We start from the raw sequence: 16,268 nt of genomic DNA, 5'->3' as shown, positions 1-16,268 counted from the left end.
GAACCAGTTAAACGAAACTGAATGGGTTCCGCATGTCGCACGTCCGCGCCTACCTGCGTGCCAGCACTGAAGACCAAGACGCCCTGCGCGCCCGCCAGCCACTGGCGCAATTCGCCGCAGGGCATGGCCGCGTGGTGGCTTCTTGGTATGCGGAGAACGAGTCAGGGGCGAAGCTGCACCGGCCTGAGCTGTTCCGGTTGTTGGCTGACTGCCATCCCGGCGACGTGCTGCTGGTGGAGCAAGTGGACCGCCTGTCGCGCCTTAGCGTGGACGATTGGGAGGCCCTGAAGGATGCCATCAAGGCCAAGGGTGTCAGGGTGGTTGCCTTGGACCTGCCGACCAGCCACGGGGCCATGCGGGCCTCGCCGGCACGTCGGGCGGGCCAGGAGGCCGACCCCACAGAGCTGATCCTTCAGGCCGTCAACGCGATGCTGCTGGACATGCTGGCCGTGATGGCCCGCAAGGACTACACCGACCGCCGCCGCCGTCAGGCGGAGGGCATTGCGAAGGCTCAGACCCAGGGGCTGTATAGGGGCCGCCAAGTGGACCAGAAGCGGCACGAGAACATCGTTGCACTGCTCGGCGCAGGCAAGACCTGGAACCAGGTGCAGGAATTGACCGGCGCCAGCCGCTCGACCATCCTGCGCGCGGTCAAGCTGCGGGACACGAAGGGCGCCGAAGGCTGAAGCCGCAGGGCCTCGCGGTCCTACGCACCTCGGCACTGATTCAGACCGCCACAGTCGCCGGCAAGCGCGGAATGCCCGCGAAGGCGCCCGGTGACACGCTCAGGTCCAGAGCTACCCCGTTGCTCTCGTTCACGATGCGGGCAAGCACCTCAGTCCGCCCTTGGTCCATCTTGATGATGCAGTCCTCCTTGCTGATCCAGACGCAGTGCAGGACAAGCATCAGACCGGCCATCCGATAGCGCGCCACGAAGGGACACGCGCGGGCCATTTCTCGGTCCATCGTGTACGCCAGGCCGTCTTCATTGAAACCCGCGTCGTAGCCTCGCCAAGCCGGAAGCCATTCCGGCAGGTCTTGCCACGTCCGGGCCTCATGGCGCCGCATCATCGGTCGCCAGTCGTCGTAGGTTCGCAGCAGGCCCACTAGCTCGCGCTTGCCGCCCTCGGTGGTCGCCCAGAACTCTCCGGCCAGCCAGAGCCACATGAGACTGTCCATGTGGCCATGCAACCTCACCAGCGCAGCAGCGCGTGTAAAGGCGGTGGCTTTGAACGTCTCCAGTTGCGCCACCGGTGTGCTGGTCTTTGCGGGCTGGCGCTCGGTTATGCCGTGTGCTTCGTCAAGCGGTCGGTTTGCAACTCCACGCGGCTCATGCGAATGATGAAGCCGTCAGAGTCGATCCAGACCGCCCGGCGCGGACGATAGCGCCGCCAGACAGCCCGGCCGAGCAATGTCTGCGGCTGGGGATGCACGGCCGGGCAACTCGCCAATGTACCTGACCATGCGGTCAGCACGAACCACGATGCGACCCACGAAGTCGTCCCATAGACTCCAGTCGTCAAGCTTCATTCTCATGATTCGCTCCTTGCCGCTGTGGCCAGACAGAGGGCTCCTCTCGGGAGGGCTGACGGGAGAGACTTTCGCGAGTCCTGACGTTGCGCGGAAGCCCGGAGATTCCTGGGCAGACGGGGCGCTGTATCATTGTCTGCGGCTGCCGTAGAACGGACCGTCCCGCGTGTGGAACCGTTCCGAGAATGGAACGATCCGGTGATATGGGCATACGTCCGGGAGCGCCGCGCAGCTAGGTCATCTCGTTGGGAAACGAGGGGGCACGGGGGTAAATTGCGCTTTGGGCTTGTCCAGAACCCGCAGGAAAATTCGAGGCAAAACATCGCGCGCGAGTCGCCGCTAGACAGACGATCCGGGAAGCGTCGCGGATTGCATGGTGTTCAGGCGCAAGGGAGGCAAGACGTGGAAGATTTGACTGGTCTCGGCAAGCCTGCTGAGAAGTTGATTGACGCGGTAGTAAGGGGTGTCGGTACGCTGTACCGGCCACGCGCCATTCGAAACGAGGCTGACGCCAAAGCCTACGAAGCGAAGGTGCTAGGCGTGGCTGCCATTGAGGTCGAGGAAGCCAAGGCGAGGGCTCAGGTTGCGTCAGCTATCGAAGCCAAGATTGCGTTGGCAGATGCAGATGAACAACTCGCTCGCCGAACCCGAGAGCGCCTCATTCAGTCCGAACTACAGCGCCAGCAGAACATTGAAGCGATTGCCGAGCTCGCAATTGAAAATGGCCCTTCGACAGCGTCCGATAGTCCTGTTGCTGACGATTGGTGTCGCGCTCTGTTTCGCTTCGGTGCGGATGTGTCAGATGCTGAAATGCAGTTGTTATTCGCGCGAGTCCTCGCTGGTGAGGTCGAACAGCCTGGGTCGTATTCCCTTCGGGCTCTTTCCGTGATGGCGAGCTTGACCAAGGATGACGCACATGCATTTCAGACGCTTTGCAGCATATGTGTGGACGCAAAGGGACATATCCTGCAAACGCCTAGACGAGGATTCGAAGCGGTCGATTGGCTTAAGCCAATAGGGCTGCCACATTCAACGCTGTATGCGCTTCAAGAAGCGGGACTGCTCCATGATGTTGATGGCGCAATGCCTTACGCTGCAATGTGGAATGGCAAGGCTGAAGCCGAGGCGATGTCAATGGTTCTTGTCTTTCCTGGTGGAAGGTTCCGACTGACTCAACGTCACAAGTCCAATGCACTTGAATTTTTCGCACTGCGCCTGACCTCGGTCGGTGCACAACTCTCTAGGCTGGTCCGTCCCGAATTCGATCGGCGCGTGTTGGACTTGATCGCCAAGGCGTATAACGCCGACATAGAGGTGACCCTCGACGATCCGGCGCCTGCTGACAAGTAAGGACTGAAGGGTTGTTGACCGGCCGGATTCGTGTGCCAAATCTGTGCCAATCTTGTGCCAAATCCGCGCCACGAAAGGCCCCTTGCAGGCCCCTAAAGGCTGTGTTTCAATCCGTTCCGCCTCATCCGAGGCAGACATTGGTGGCACAGAAATCGAGAGGTCGAAGCGGAGCTATATCGTTGCCCCTAAACGGGAATCAGACCAGGCCCTGCTTGCTGGCCAGCACCGCGGCCTCGGCGCGGCTCGAGACATTGAGCTTCTTGTAGATCGACTTGATGTGGTCGTTGACGGTGAACCACTTGATGCCCATCAGGTTCGCGATCTCCTTGATCGTGAAGCCCTTGCTCAGATAGGTCAGCACTTCGTTCTCGCGCGGGGTCAGGCGTTCCCATTCGGGCGGCGGGTCCAGCACGACACCGCGGCCGGCATGGCCGCTGGCGCTGGACGAGAGCGGGCTGAAGCCGGAGTTCAGGCCGCCGGAGAGGCTCATCGGCCCGCTGTCGCCGGAGGAGCCGGGGCGGAAATGCGAGAGCAGGCGGCGCGCGATCGCGGGCGACAGCGGCGGCTGGCCGCGCACGATGCGCTGCAGCTCCTCCACCAGCACCTCGAAGCGGTCCTCCTTCAGCAGGTAGCCGTCGGCGCCGCATTGCAGCGCGGGGAACAGATGGTCGTCGTCGGAATAGAGGGTGGTGACCACCTTGACGGCGGGCGAGCCGGCCAGCTCGGCCAGGAATTCCATGCCATTGCCGTCGGGCAGTTCCAGGTCCACCAGGATCAGCTTGAAGCCCTGCTCGGGGCTCTCGTGGCCGAGGCGGGCCACATGCCGGCGGGCGCCTTCCAGATCGCCGGCCTCGGTGATCTCCATCGCGTCGCTGAAGCTCTCCCGCACGACTCGGCAGAGAAAGCTTCGGGCAACCGGGTTGTCTTCGATGATCAGTACTTTGACGGCCATGGTGTGAGGGGCTCCGCGCAGCGGCTCATCCTAGCGTACAACGGGCACGCCGAATGCCCCGCGAAAGTAGGGCATGCGTAGCCAGATGTTGCGCAGAGCGCCCCGGGGCGGGCTCAGCCGGTCGTCAACACCACCTTGCCCACCACCTGGCGACTGCTCATGTGCGCGAAGGCCGCGGGCAGTTCCGCCAGCGGCAGCACGCGATCCAGCACCGGCCTGATCTTGCCCTGGGCATACCAGGCGGCCAGCTGCGCGAGCATCTCGGCATTGCGGCGCGGCTCGCGCTTGGCGAACTCGCCCCAGAACACGCCGACCAGCGCTGCGCCCTTCAGCAGCGCCAGGTTCAGCGGCAGCGCCGGGATCTGCCCCTGCGCGAAGCCGACCACCAGATGCCGGCCGCGCCAGGCGATCGAGCGGAAGGCGGCCTCGCTCAGCTCGCCGCCGACCGGGTCGTAGATGACGTCCGGCCCCTTGCCCTCGGTCAGGGTCTTCAGGGCCTCGCGCAGCTGGCCGCGGCCGTAGTTGATCGCGGCATCGGCGCCGAGCGCGAGGCAGCGCTCGTTCTTCTCATCGGACGAGGTGGCGGCGACCACGCGCGCGCCGGTCGCCTTGGCGATCTGGATCGCGGCCGTGCCGACGCCGCCGGCCGCGCCCAGCACCAGCACGGTCTCGCCCGGCTGCAGCGCGGCGCGGTCCAGCAGCGCATGGTGGCTGGTCGCATAGGTGCAGATGAAGGCGGCGGCATCCTCGAAGGCGAAGCCCGGCGGCAGCGGCAGGGCCTGCGCGGCCGGGATCACCGCATGGCTGGCGAAGCCGCCGGTGCCGGCGAAGGCGGCGACCGCATCGCCCGGCCGCAGATGAGAGACGCCATCGCCCACCGCCTCGACCACGCCGGCGAACTCGGCGCCGGGTACGAAGGGCGTCGGCGGCTTGATCTGGTACTTGCCCTGCACGATCAGCAGGTCCGGGAAGTTCAGGCTGGCGGCCCGGATCGCGACGCGGATCTGGCCCGGTCCGGGCTCGGGCGTCGGCAGCGCCTTCCAGCTCAGCGCCTCGACGCCGACGGGGTTCTCGCACAGCCAGGCTTGCATCTTGTTCGCTCCTCGGAATGGACTGCGGGCCATGATAGGCAGACGCGGGTTGATGAGGGGTCGCCGAGGTGACGTGCTGCCTACAATGCCGGCCATGCGTATCCTGATTGCGAATGACGATGGTTATCTGGCACCGGGCCTGGCGGCCCTGGTGAAGGCCTGCGAGGGGCTGGGCCAGATCGACGTGATTGCCCCCGAGCAGAATGCCAGCGGCACCTCCAATGCGCTGACCCTGAGCCGCCCGTTGTCGGTCTTCACCGCGGCCAACGGCTACCGCTATGTCAACGGCACGCCCTCGGACTGCGTGCATGTGGCGCTGACCGGCCTGCTGGACTACCGGCCCGACCTGGTGATCTCGGGCATCAACAACGGCGCCAATATGGGCGACGACACGCTCTATTCGGGCACCGTCGCGGCGGCCACCGAAGGCTTCCTGTTCGGCATCCCCTCGATCGCCTTCTCGCAGGTCGAGAAGGGCTGGGTCGAGCTCGAGGCCGCGGCGCAGGCCGCGCGCGCGATCATCGAACAGGTGCTGGCCGGCGGCCTCGGCCATGCCTTCCTGCTGAACGTCAACATGCCGAACCGGCCCGACGCGGCCACGCTGCCGCGCCGCATCACGCGCCTGGGCCGGCGCCATGCCAGCGAGGCGGTGATCCGCCAGACCAACCCGCGCGGCGAGACGATCTACTGGATCGGCCCGGCCGGCGATGCGCGCGAGGCGGGCGAAGGCACCGATTTCCACGCCACCGCCAACGGCATGGTGTCGATCACGCCACTGCAGGTGGACCTCAGCGACCATGCTGGCATGCCGGCCTGGCGTCAGCGCCTGGGCCTGCCCACATGAGCACTGGCGAGGCGCCGCGCCGGCGTTTCCCGCTGCCGCTGGACAAGCTGAGCCCGCAGCCGGCGGCCAAGGCGCAGCCGCGCGAGCTGCTGCGCCCGCAGCGCCACTTGCAGCAGGCCGCGCAGGATGCGGCGCGCCAGGCAGCGCCCAGCGGCCTGGGCATGGACTCGGCCGGCGTGCGCCTGCGCATGGTGCAGCGCCTGCAGCGCGAGGGCCTGAAGGACGAGCGCGTGGTGCAGGCGCTGGCGGCGGTGCCGCGGCATGAGTTCGTCGACACCGCGCTGGCGATCCAGGCCTATGAGGACACCAGCCTGCCGATCGGGCATGGCCAGACCATCTCCAAACCCTCGGTGGTGGGGCGGATGATCGAGCTGCTGATGGCCGGCGCGAACGCGCGCGCGCAGGGGCAGCTCGGTCGCGTGCTCGAGATCGGCACCGGCTGCGGCTACCAGGCCGCGGTGCTGGCCTGCCTGGCGCGCCAGGTGCTCAGCATCGAACGGCTGAAGCCGCTGCACGAGAAGGCGCGCGCCAACCTGGAGGCGCTGCGCCTGGGCGGCCGGGTGCGCCTGATCTATGGCGACGGGCGGCTCGGTCATGCCGGCGCCGGGCCTTTTGATGCGATCATCGCGGCGGCCGGCGGCGAGGACCTGCCCGAGGCCTGGCTGGCCCAGCTGGCGCCGGGCGGCCGGCTGGTCGCGCCGATGCTCGCGCCGGGTGGGCGCAGCCAGGTGCTGGTGGTCGTCGATCACCTGGTGGAGGCGGGCGTTTCGCGCCTGGTCCGGACGCTTCATGAGCCCGTGCTTTTCGTGCCCCTAAAATCGGGCGTCCTGTGATTCCGCGCCCCTGGCGCCTGGCAACGCTTCCTCAAGCATGCAAAACAACCTGAACCGGATCTCCGCGAGCCTGGCCTCGCTCGCTCTCGCCGCCCTGGTGGTGGGCTGCGCCTCGCCCAAACACAAGGCGCCGGTCGAGGACCGGCCGGTCGGCGCGCAGACCCGTCCCGCGACGCCCGCGCCGGCTTCGAGCACGCCCGCCGCGCCCGAGGTGAAGCCGCTGCCCGGCGCCGAGAACGCCGGCAAGCCCGGCTACTACACCGTCAAGCAGGGCGATACGCTGATCCGCATCGCGCTGGACAACGGCCAGAACTGGCGCGACCTGGTGAAGTGGAACGAGCTGGAGAACGCCAACCGCATCGAGGTGGGTCAGGTCTTGCGTGTGGTGACGCCTGGCGTCGATGCCGGCGCGGTCAATGCGCGTCCGGTCGCCTCGGCCAAGGTCGAGAGCCGTCCGCTGGACAGCAAGCCCGGCACGCCCGCCACCGGCGCCTCCGCGCCGCAATCGCCGGCCGCCTCGGCCCCGGTGACCGCGCCGCCGGCCCCCACCGCGGCCGCCAATGGCGACGACGACCTGCCCTGGGGCTGGCCCACCGGTGGCTCGGTGACGGCCGGTTTCGACGAGGTCAAGAACAAGGGCCTGTCCTTTGGCGGCAAGGCCGGTGATCCGGTGCTGGCCGCCGCCGATGGCCGCGTGGTTTACGCAGGTTCGGGCTTGCGCGGCTACGGCAATCTGGTCATCATCAAGCACAACGCAACCTATCTGACGGCCTACGCGCACAACCAGACCTTGCTGGTCAAGGAAGACCAGGCGGTGCGCAAGGGACAGAAGATTGCCGAGATGGGCTCCAGCGACGCCGACCAGGTGAAACTCCACTTCGAGGTGCGCAAGCAGGGCAAGCCCATCGATCCGGCGCGGTTGCTGCCATCTCGTTAGCCAGCATGGGGGCGATGCGCAGGGATCATGAAGCCGTCTTCTTCTTTGTCTCCATCGCCCCACCATGTCTCCTCCTTCGTGCCGCCCGCGCCGCTGCTGGTGCCGGATCTGGAGGCGATGCGCAGTGCCGACGAACTGAACGCCTCCGCCGCCGCGCCACCCGCGGCCGACGATGAGGATGACGATGCCAGCGCCTTGCGCAGCAATGGCAGTGCAGGCGCCCCGGCCGCCGATGTCGATCTCGGCAATGCGCTGCAGGCCTATCTGCGCGACATCCGTCGCACCCCGCTGCTGACGCCCCAGCAGGAATACGACACCGCGGTGCGCGCCCGCGCCGGCGAGTTCGCCGCGCGCCAGGCGATGATCGAGCACAACCTGCGCCTGGTGGTCAGCATCGCGAAGAACTACCTCGGCCGCGGCCTGCCGATGAGCGACCTGATCGAGGAGGGCAATCTCGGCCTGATGCATGCGATCGGCAAGTTCGAGCCCGAGCGCGGCTTCCGTTTCTCGACCTATGCCAGCTGGTGGATCCGCCAGAGCATCGAGCGTGCGCTGATGCATCAGGCGCGCCTGGTGCGGCTGCCGGTGCATATCGTGCGCGAGCTCAACCAGGTGCTGAAGGCGCGCCGCGCGCTGGAGGCGCTGCGCAGCCAGGACGGCCAGGAGGCCGTGGTGCGCGCCGAGGACATCGCCGCCCAGTTGAACCAGCCGCTGGCCCATGTGGCCGAGCTGCTGGCCTATGCCGAGCTGCCCAGCTCGCTGGATTCGCCGGTCGACCGCAACGGCGAGGGCGGCGAGTCGATGATGGACCTGGTGGCCGACGAGCAGGCCGTCGATCCGATGGGGCTGCGCCTGAGTCATGAACTGGAGGCCCTGTTGGCCCATGGCCTCGCCTCGCTGAACGAGCGCGAGCGCGAGGTGCTGGCGGGCCGCTATGGCCTGGCCGACCGCGAGCCCGAGACCCTGGACGTGCTGGCGATCCGCCTGGGTCTGACGCGCGAGCGCATTCGCCAGATCCAGATCGAGGCGCTGAACAAGCTCAAGCGCAATATGATGCGGCATGGCATCAGCCGCGACGCCATCTTTTAAGCTGGGACAGCCGAAGGCTGCGTCGTAGGCTGACTTCGCGAAGCGAAGTCAAGCGGGCTTGTCCGCGGCCGAAGACATAATCCGGCCCATGACGCAACAGAACGAATGGCTGAAGGTCGAGTCGCTCGACCTGGAAGCCCAGGGCGTGGCCCACAACAGCGAAGGCAAGGTCGTTTTCATCGATGGGGCGCTGCCCGGTGAAGAGGTGCAGGTCACAGTCGGCCGCAAGAAGAACAACTGGGAGCAGGGCGCGCTGGTGGCGCTGCGCCGCGAGAGCTCGCAGCGCGTGACGCCCGGCTGCCCGCATTTCGGCCTGCATGCCGGCGCCTGCGGCGGCTGCAAGATGCAGCATCTGCATGCCGGCGCCCAGGTGGCGGTGAAGCAGCGCGTGGTCGAGGACAACCTCTGGCACCTTGGCAAGGTCAAGCCCGAGACCCTGTTGCGCCCGATCGAGGGTCCGACCTGGGGCTACCGCTATCGCGCGCGCTTCTCGGTGCGCTATGTGGCGAAGAAGGGCGTGGTGCTGATCGGCTTCCACGAGCGCAAGAGCCGCTATGTGGCCGACATGCAGGTCTGCAAGGTGGTGCCGAAGTCCGTCAGCGACCTGCTGATGCCGCTGCGCCTGTTGATCGCCAGCATGGCCGAGCGGGACCGTCTGCCGCAGATCGAGCTGGCGATGGGCGACAACGGCAGCGGCACCGTGATCGCACTGGTGCTGCGCCATCTGAACCCGCTGCCGGACGAGGACAAGGCCAAGTTGCGCGAGTTCGCGCAGTTCTATCCGGGCGTGCAATGGTGGCTGCAGCCCAAGGGGCCGGATACCGTGCAGCTGCTGGACGAGGGCGGGCCGGAACTGGCCTACACGCTGCCCGAATTCGGCGTCGTGATGCCCTTCAAGCCGACCGACTTCACCCAGGTGAATCCGCACATCAACACGGTGCTGGTCGGGCGCGCGCTGCGCCTGCTGCAGGTGCAAAAGCATGAGCGGGTGATCGACTGGTTCTGCGGCCTGGGCAACTTCACCCTGCCGCTGGCGACGCAGGCGCGCGAGGTGCTAGGCATCGAGGGCAGCGAGGCCCTGGTGCAGCGCTCGCGCGAGAACGCCAAGCGCAACGGGCTGGATGCGACGACGCGCTTCGTCGCGCGCAATCTGTTCGAGATGACGCCGGAGCTGCTGGCGGCCGATGGCGTGGCCGACAAATGGCTGGTCGACCCGCCGCGCGAGGGGGCCTTCGCGCTGGCCAAGGCCGTGGCCGACATTGCCGAGAACCCCGAGCTGGCGCCGGGCTGGACGCCGCCAAAGCGCATCGTTTATGTGTCCTGCAATCCGGCCACCCTGGCACGCGACGCGGGCCTGCTGGTCAATGTGGCCGGCTACCGCTGCACCGCGGCCAGCGCGGTGAACATGTTCCCGCACACGGCGCATGTAGAGAGCATCGCGGTGTTCGAGCGCTGAAAATGAAGAAAGGGCCGTAAGGCCCTTTCTCTTATGCGCCGCGCAGCCGGCGCTTCATCGCGCGGAGCGTGCGGATCCGGCTTTGCCGGGCCGTCATGCTCGCCCCCTTGAGGGGGCCGGCGCAGCCGGTAGGGGGTGTTAGTCCCTTTCTCCGCCAAAGATGCCCAGCAGCGACAGCAGGCTCTGGAACACGTTGTAGATGTCCAGGTAGATCGCCAGGGTGGCGCTGATGTAGTTGGTCTCGCCGCCGTCCAGCACGCGCTTGATGTCGTACAGCATGAAGGCGGAGAACACGGCCATCGCCAGCACCATGATGGTCAGCATCAGGGCCGAGGACTGCAGGAACACGTTCGCGATGCCGGCCACCAGCAGGATGATGGCGCCGACGAACAGGAACTTGCCCATGCTGGACAGGTCACGCTTGATCACGGTGGCCAGGCTGGCCATCGCGAAGAAGATCGCGCCGGTGCCGCCGAAGGCCATCATGATCAGGCTGGCACCGTTCTTGAAGCCCAGGATCGCGCCGATCAGGCGCGACAGCATCAGGCCCATGAAGAAGGTGAAGGCGAGCAGGGCAATCACGCCGGTGCTGCTGTTCTTGGTCTTCTCGACCAGGAACATCAGGCCGAAGGCGCCGACGAAGAACACGATCATGCTCATGCCCATGCCCATCGAGGCCATGATGCCGGTGGCCACACCCAGCCAGGCGCCGAGCACGGTAGGCACCATCGACAGGGCCAACAGCCAGTAGGTGTTGCGCAGCACGCGCTGGCGGTCAACCGTCAGGCCGGAGCCATAGGCACCGCCGTATTGGGTTTGCAGGCTTTCGTTCATCAGTTCCTCCATCAGGTTGGGTGCTTGCCGAAACGGCCGCCGCCCGTGCGAGCATTCTAGGGCCTGCTAGCGCTACGGCAGTAGGCCGCTGCCGTAGCGCTAGCAGGCCCTGTACGGACAGTTTTGCCTGGATATGGGGCAATCCGCCAGTCCGCAGAGGCTAAAGTGGGGCTGTTACCGTCATTTTCAAGCGATCTCACCATGAAACAAAAAGCCTACCTGACCCTGGATGACGTCAAGCGCATCGCCGCCGCTGCCGAAGCCGAGGCCACCAGCCACGGCTGGGCCGTCAGCATCGCCATCGTCGACGACGGCGGCCATCTGTTGTGGCTGCAGCGCCTGGACGGCGCCGCCCCGATCTCCGCGCAGATCGCGCCGGCCAAGGCGCACACCGCCGCGCTGGGTCGCCGCGAGTCGAAGATCTACGAGGACATGATCAACCAGGGCCGCGTGTCCTTCCTGAGCGCGCCCGGCCTGAACGGCCTGCTGGAAGGCGGCGTGCCGGTGCTGGTCGACGGCGTCTGCGTCGGCGCGGTCGGCGTCAGCGGCGTCAAGTCCAGCGAAGACGCCCAGATCGCCCGCGCCGGCATCGCGGCCTTGGGCTGAGCCAGGACCAAGGACAAGGCCTGCGCCTTGTCCGACGCCCGGCGAAGGCCAGGCCGCGTCCCGCGCGGTCTGGCCGGGTGCAACGACTAGCCGCCGCCGGCGACTCACTCTTTTTTGCGCAAAGAACCCCGGTGGTAACCCTCGGGCGGTTATACTCAGCAGGTTTACCCGCAACCCACCGCTCCTAGCGAAACTCCACCCGTTTCCCCCACCGGACTCAGGCTTCAGCGACCCCAGGTCGTGTCACGGAGCAGAGCTGGGCGCGCGCACAATAAACGGAGTTTCCCGTGCTGCCCGATCTGCTTTCCTTTCCCCCAGCGATCCTCGCCCTGGCAGACGGCACGGTCTTCAAAGGCAGCGCCATCGGCGCTGCCGGCCACACGGTCGGCGAAGTGGTGTTCAACACCGCGCTGACCGGCTACCAGGAAATCCTCACCGACCCGAGCTACTGCCGGCAGATCGTCACCCTGACGTATCCGCATATCGGCAATTACGGCGTCAACGAGGAGGACATCGAGGCCTCGAAGATCCATGCCGCCGGTCTGATCATCAAGGAGCCTCCGATCCTTGATTCCAACTTCCGCAAGAGCCGCACCTTGGTGCAGTACCTGCGCGACGAGGGCACGGTGGCGATTGCCGACATCGACACCCGCCGCCTGACCCGCGTGCTGCGCACCACCGGCGCGCAGAACGGCTGCATCCTGGCGCTGGCCGCCGGCGAGCGGATCACCGACGCGCATATCGCCGACGCGATCGCGAAGGCCAAGGCCGCGCCCAGCATGGCCGGCCTGGACCTGGCCAAGGTGGTGAGCCGCAGCGAGAAGCAGAGCTGGACCCAGACCGAGTGGGTGCTGGGCAAGGGCTATGGCGAGCAGACGGCCCCGAAGTTCCACGTCGTGGCCTATGACTTCGGCGTCAAGAGCAACATCCTGCGCATGCTGGCCTCGCGCGGCTGCCGGATCACCGTGGTGCCGGCGCAGACCCCGGCCAGCGCGGTGTTCGACCTGGAGCCGGACGGCGTGTTCCTGTCCAACGGCCCCGGCGATCCGGAGCCCTGCGACTACGCGATCAAGGCCGCCGCGCAGCTGATCGAGGCCGGCATCCCGACCTTCGGCATCTGCCTGGGGCATCAGATCATGGCCCTGGCCTCGGGCGCCAAGACCTTCAAGATGAAGTTCGGCCACCATGGCGCGAACCATCCGGTCAAGGACCTGGACAACGGCCGCGTCTCGATCACCAGCCAGAACCACGGCTTCGCGGTCGATGCCGAGTCGCTGCCAGCGAACCTGCGCGCGACGCACATCAGCCTGTTCGACGGCACCCTGCAGGGCCTGGCCCGCACCGACAAGCCGGCCTTCTGCTTCCAGGGGCACCCGGAAGCCAGCCCCGGCCCGCACGATATTTCCTACCTGTTCGACCGCTTCATCGGTCTGATGACCAAGGCCTGATGGAGTAAGAAGACATGGCAAAACGTACCGACATCAAGAGCATCCTGATCATCGGCGCCGGCCCGATCATCATCGGCCAGGCCTGCGAGTTCGACTACTCAGGCGCCCAGGCCTGCAAGGCCCTGCGCGAGGAGGGCTACAAGGTCATCCTGGTCAACAGCAACCCGGCGACCATCATGACGGACCCGGACACCGCGGACGTCACCTATATCGAGCCGATCACCTGGCAGGTGGTCGAGAAGATCATCGCCAAGGAGCGCCCGGACGCGATCCTGCCGACCATGGGCGGCCAGACCGCGCTGAACTGCGCGCTGGACCTGCACCGCCATGGCGTGCTGGACAAGTACAAGGTCGAGATGATCGGCGCCAACGAGCACGCGATCGAGAAGGCCGAGGACCGCCTGAAGTTCAAGGACGCGATGACCAAGATCGGCCTGGGCTCGGCCAAGTCCGGCATCGCGCATTCGATGGAAGAGGCGCTGGCCGTCCAGAAGAAGATCAAGGACGAGATCGGTGGCACCGGCTTCCCGATGGTGATCCGCCCCAGCTTCACGCTGGGCGGCACCGGCGGCGGCATCGCCTACAACCCCGAGGAATTCGAGGAGATCTGCAAGCGCGGTCTGGACCTGTCGCCGACCAACGAGCTGCTGATCGAGGAATCGCTGATCGGCTGGAAGGAATACGAGATGGAAGTGGTCCGCGACAAGGCGGACAACTGCATCATCGTCTGCTCGATCGAGAATCTGGACCCGATGGGCGTGCATACCGGTGACTCGATCACCGTGGCCCCGGCGCAGACCCTGACCGACAAGGAATACCAGCTGCTGCGCAACGCCTCGATCGCGATCCTGCGCGAGATCGGCGTGGATACCGGCGGCTCCAATGTGCAGTTCTCGATCAATCCCGAGGACGGCCGCATGGTCGTCATCGAGATGAACCCGCGCGTCTCGCGCTCCTCGGCGCTGGCCTCCAAGGCCACCGGCTTCCCGATCGCCAAGATCGCGGCCAAGCTGGCGGTGGGCTACACCCTGGACGAGCTGCGCAACGACATCACCGGCGGCGTGACCCCGGCGTCCTTCGAGCCCTCGATCGACTATGTCGTCACCAAGATCCCGCGCTTCGCCTTCGAGAAGTTCCCGATGGCCGATTCGCGCCTGACCACGCAGATGAAGTCGGTCGGCGAGGTGATGGCGATGGGCCGCAGCTTCCAGGAATCGTTCCAGAAGGCCCTGCGCGGCCTGGAGACCGGCATCGACGGCCTGAGCGAGCGCTCGACCGATCGCGAGGAGATCGTGCAGGAGATCGGCGAGCCCGGCCCGGAGCGCATCCTCTTCGTCGGCGACGCCTTCCGTCTGGGCATGAGCCTGCAAGAGGTGTTCGAAGAGACCGCCATCGACCCCTGGTTCCTGGCCCAGATCGAGCAGATCGTGAAGATCGAGGCCTCGCTGAAGGGGCGCACGCTGGCGTCGCTGTCGACCGACGAGCTGCGCCTGCTGAAGAAGAAGGGCTTCTCGGACAAGCGCCTAGCCAAGCTGCTGGGCACCAACCAGCATGAGGTGCGCAAGGCGCGCCATGCCCAGGGTGTGCGCCCGGTCTACAAGCGGGTCGACACCTGCGCGGCCGAGTTCGCGACCGAGACGGCCTACATGTACTCCACCTATGACGAGGAGTGCGAGGCCGAGCCTACGACCAAGAAGAAGATCATGGTGCTGGGCGGCGGCCCGAACCGGATCGGCCAGGGCATCGAGTTCGACTATTGCTGCGTGCATGCCGCGCTGGCGATGCGCGAGGACGGCTACGAGACCATCATGGTCAACTGCAATCCCGAGACCGTCTCGACCGACTACGACACCAGCGACCGCCTCTACTTCGAGCCGGTGACCCTGGAGGACGTGCTGGAGATCGTCGCGAAGGAAAAGCCGGTCGGCGTGATCGTGCAGTACGGCGGCCAGACCCCGCTGAAGCTGGCGCTGGACCTGGAGGCCAACGGCGTGCCCATCATCGGCACCAGCCCGGACTCGATCGACGTGGCCGAGGACCGCGAGCGCTTCCAGAAGCTGCTGCATGAGCTGGGCCTGAAGCAGCCGCCGAACCGCACCGCGCGCACCGAGGAGCAGGCCGTCACCCTGGCCAACGAGATCGGCTATCCGCTGGTGGTACGCCCGAGCTATGTGCTGGGCGGCCGCGCGATGGAGATCGTGCATGGCGACAAGGACCTGGAGCGCTATATGCGCGAGGCCGTGCGCGTCAGCGAGAAATCGCCGGTGCTGCTGGACCGCTTCCTGGAGGATGCGGTCGAGGTCGATGTGGACTGCATCTCCGACGGCACCGATGTGATGATCGGCGGCATCATGGAGCATATCGAGGCGGCCGGCATCCACTCCGGCGACTCGGCCTGCTCGCTGCCGCCCTACACCCTGGCCGCGGACATCCAGGACGAGTTGCGCCGCCAGAGCGCGGCGATGGCCAAGGCCCTGAAGGTGATCGGCCTGATGAACGTGCAGTTCGCGATCCAGGGCGACGTGACGAAGGGTCTCGCGGCCTGCACCGTCTATGTGCTGGAGGTGAACCCGCGCGCTTCGCGCACCGTGCCCTATGTGTCCAAGGCGACCGGCCAGCAGCTGGCCAAGATCGCCGCGCGCTGCATGGCCGGCGTCAAACTGAAGGACCAGAAGGATCGCAAGGGCGAGGTGCCGCGCGAGGTGGTGCCGCCGTACTACAGCGTCAAGGAGGCGGTCTTCCCCTTCAACAAGTTCCCCGGCGTCGACCCGATCCTGAGCCCCGAGATGCGCTCGACCGGCGAGGTGATGGGCGCGGCCAAGACCTTCGGCGAGGCGATGCTGAAGAGCCAGCTCGGCGCCGGCAGCCGCCTGCCGCGCCAGGGCAATGTGCTGATCACGGTGAAGAACGCCGACAAGGCGCGCGCCATCGCGGTGGCCAAGGACCTGCATGCGCTGGGCTTCGGCGTGGTTGCGACCAAGGGCACGGCCGCCAGCATCGCCGAGGCCGGCGTGCCGGTGAGCGTGGTCAACAAGGTCAAGGACGGCCGCCCGCACATCGTCGACATGATCAAGGGCGGCGAGATCCAGCTGGTGTTCACCACCGTGGATGAGACCCGCACCGCGATCGCCGACAGCCGCCACATCCGCCAGGCGGCGCTGGCCAACCGGGTGACCTACTACACCACGATGGCCGGCTGCGAGGCCGCGGTCGAGGGCATGAAGCACCAGGACGGTTTATTGGTGCAATCCTTACAAGAGCTGCACGCCGAACTGAACTAAACTGCGCTGCAACGCAA

14 protein-coding genes are annotated in these 16,268 nt (G+C 66.5%); 10 read left to right on the top strand and 4 right to left on the bottom strand.

Going from position 1 to position 16,268, the window contains the following annotated elements; all coding sequences use genetic code 11:
* Positions 1 to 32: 32 nt before the first annotated feature.
* The gene (locus G8A07_RS17105) at positions 33 to 686 is read left to right on the top strand and encodes a recombinase family protein (protein ID WP_195793225.1); all 654 of its coding nucleotides are present in this window, start codon (positions 33 to 35) and stop codon (positions 684 to 686) included.
* A 40-nt stretch (positions 687 to 726) separates the two neighbouring features.
* Here the strand turns inward: G8A07_RS17105 and G8A07_RS17100 are convergent, their stop codons facing one another.
* Positions 727 to 1,167, bottom strand: coding sequence for a hypothetical protein (locus G8A07_RS17100; RefSeq protein ID WP_195793224.1), 441 nt, complete (start codon positions 1,165 to 1,167; stop codon positions 727 to 729).
* A gap of 765 nt (positions 1,168 to 1,932) precedes the next feature.
* On the opposite strand from G8A07_RS17100, the gene G8A07_RS17095 reads away from it, so the two are divergent.
* Entirely contained in the window at positions 1,933 to 2,880 is a 948-nt protein-coding gene (locus G8A07_RS17095; RefSeq protein ID WP_195793223.1) for a DUF2806 domain-containing protein, read from the top strand.
* A gap of 196 nt (positions 2,881 to 3,076) precedes the next feature.
* Here the strand turns inward: G8A07_RS17095 and G8A07_RS17090 are convergent, their stop codons facing one another.
* Positions 3,077 to 3,832 carry a response regulator transcription factor gene (locus tag G8A07_RS17090; RefSeq protein ID WP_195793222.1) on the bottom strand — a complete coding sequence of 252 codons (756 nt, stop codon included), beginning with the start codon at positions 3,830 to 3,832 and terminating at the stop codon, positions 3,077 to 3,079.
* A 113-nt stretch (positions 3,833 to 3,945) separates the two neighbouring features.
* Complete coding sequence (locus tag G8A07_RS17085) at positions 3,946 to 4,923, bottom strand: NADPH:quinone oxidoreductase family protein (RefSeq protein ID WP_195793221.1); 978 nt, start codon at positions 4,921 to 4,923, stop codon at positions 3,946 to 3,948.
* 94 nt (positions 4,924 to 5,017) lie between these two features.
* Here G8A07_RS17085 and surE point away from each other — a divergent pair, with 94 nt between their 5' ends.
* From surE to rlmD, 5 genes are all read left to right on the top strand, one after another.
* Entirely contained in the window at positions 5,018 to 5,767 is a 750-nt protein-coding gene (gene surE, locus G8A07_RS17080; protein ID WP_195793220.1) for a 5'/3'-nucleotidase SurE, read from the top strand.
* Positions 5,764 to 6,600 (top strand): protein-L-isoaspartate(D-aspartate) O-methyltransferase, encoded by an 837-nt coding sequence (locus G8A07_RS17075; protein WP_195793219.1) that lies wholly within the window; start codon positions 5,764 to 5,766, stop codon positions 6,598 to 6,600. The genes surE and G8A07_RS17075 overlap by 4 nt, the downstream gene beginning before the upstream one ends.
* Positions 6,601 to 6,637: 37 nt before the next feature.
* The gene (locus G8A07_RS17070) at positions 6,638 to 7,537 is read left to right on the top strand and encodes a peptidoglycan DD-metalloendopeptidase family protein (RefSeq protein WP_195793218.1); all 900 of its coding nucleotides are present in this window, start codon (positions 6,638 to 6,640) and stop codon (positions 7,535 to 7,537) included.
* Positions 7,538 to 7,654: 117 nt separating this feature from the next.
* Positions 7,655 to 8,626 carry an RNA polymerase sigma factor RpoS gene (gene rpoS, locus G8A07_RS17065; protein WP_195797817.1) on the top strand — a complete coding sequence of 324 codons (972 nt, stop codon included), beginning with the start codon at positions 7,655 to 7,657 and terminating at the stop codon, positions 8,624 to 8,626.
* 88 nt (positions 8,627 to 8,714) lie between these two features.
* Positions 8,715 to 10,082, top strand: coding sequence for a 23S rRNA (uracil(1939)-C(5))-methyltransferase RlmD (gene rlmD / locus G8A07_RS17060; RefSeq protein ID WP_195793217.1), 1,368 nt, complete (start codon positions 8,715 to 8,717; stop codon positions 10,080 to 10,082).
* Positions 10,083 to 10,220: 138 nt separating this feature from the next.
* Here the strand turns inward: rlmD and G8A07_RS17055 are convergent, their stop codons facing one another.
* A complete protein-coding gene (locus tag G8A07_RS17055; protein WP_195793216.1) occupies positions 10,221 to 10,916 on the bottom strand; it encodes a Bax inhibitor-1/YccA family protein in 696 nt (231 codons plus the stop codon).
* A 201-nt stretch (positions 10,917 to 11,117) separates the two neighbouring features.
* On the opposite strand from G8A07_RS17055, the gene G8A07_RS17050 reads away from it, so the two are divergent.
* From G8A07_RS17050 to carB, 3 genes are all read left to right on the top strand, one after another.
* Positions 11,118 to 11,522, top strand: a complete 405-nt coding sequence (locus tag G8A07_RS17050; RefSeq protein WP_195793215.1) for a heme-binding protein — start codon at positions 11,118 to 11,120, stop codon at positions 11,520 to 11,522.
* 287 nt (positions 11,523 to 11,809) lie between these two features.
* Positions 11,810 to 12,970: a glutamine-hydrolyzing carbamoyl-phosphate synthase small subunit gene (carA, locus tag G8A07_RS17045; RefSeq protein ID WP_195793214.1), complete on the top strand. Its 1,161-nt coding sequence runs from the start codon at positions 11,810 to 11,812 to the stop codon at positions 12,968 to 12,970.
* Between the two features lie 14 nt (positions 12,971 to 12,984).
* Complete coding sequence (carB, locus tag G8A07_RS17040) at positions 12,985 to 16,251, top strand: carbamoyl-phosphate synthase large subunit (protein WP_195793213.1); 3,267 nt, start codon at positions 12,985 to 12,987, stop codon at positions 16,249 to 16,251.
* Positions 16,252 to 16,268 lie beyond the last annotated feature (17 nt).

This window comes from Roseateles sp. DAIF2 (genome assembly GCF_015624425.1).
In the GTDB taxonomy this organism is placed as follows: Bacteria; Pseudomonadota; Gammaproteobacteria; order Burkholderiales; family Burkholderiaceae_C; genus Kinneretia.
This window is presented reverse-complemented; position numbering and strand designations above follow the sequence as displayed.

Coding starts and splice junctions, on each gene's coding strand:
- G8A07_RS17105 (WP_195793225.1), top strand. CDS start 33: ATGTCGCACGTCCGCGCCTACCTGCGTGCCAGCACTGAAGACCAAGAC.
- G8A07_RS17100 (WP_195793224.1), bottom strand. CDS start 1,167: ATGTGGCTCTGGCTGGCCGGAGAGTTCTGGGCGACCACCGAGGGCGGC.
- G8A07_RS17090 (WP_195793222.1), bottom strand. CDS start 3,832: ATGGCCGTCAAAGTACTGATCATCGAAGACAACCCGGTTGCCCGAAGC.
- G8A07_RS17085 (WP_195793221.1), bottom strand. CDS start 4,923: ATGCAAGCCTGGCTGTGCGAGAACCCCGTCGGCGTCGAGGCGCTGAGC.
- surE (WP_195793220.1), top strand. CDS start 5,018: ATGCGTATCCTGATTGCGAATGACGATGGTTATCTGGCACCGGGCCTG.
- G8A07_RS17075 (WP_195793219.1), top strand. CDS start 5,764: ATGAGCACTGGCGAGGCGCCGCGCCGGCGTTTCCCGCTGCCGCTGGAC.
- G8A07_RS17070 (WP_195793218.1), top strand. CDS start 6,638: ATGCAAAACAACCTGAACCGGATCTCCGCGAGCCTGGCCTCGCTCGCT.
- rpoS (WP_195797817.1), top strand. CDS start 7,655: ATGCGCAGTGCCGACGAACTGAACGCCTCCGCCGCCGCGCCACCCGCG.
- rlmD (WP_195793217.1), top strand. CDS start 8,715: ATGACGCAACAGAACGAATGGCTGAAGGTCGAGTCGCTCGACCTGGAA.
- G8A07_RS17055 (WP_195793216.1), bottom strand. CDS start 10,916: ATGAACGAAAGCCTGCAAACCCAATACGGCGGTGCCTATGGCTCCGGC.
- G8A07_RS17050 (WP_195793215.1), top strand. CDS start 11,118: ATGAAACAAAAAGCCTACCTGACCCTGGATGACGTCAAGCGCATCGCC.
- carB (WP_195793213.1), top strand. CDS start 12,985: ATGGCAAAACGTACCGACATCAAGAGCATCCTGATCATCGGCGCCGGC.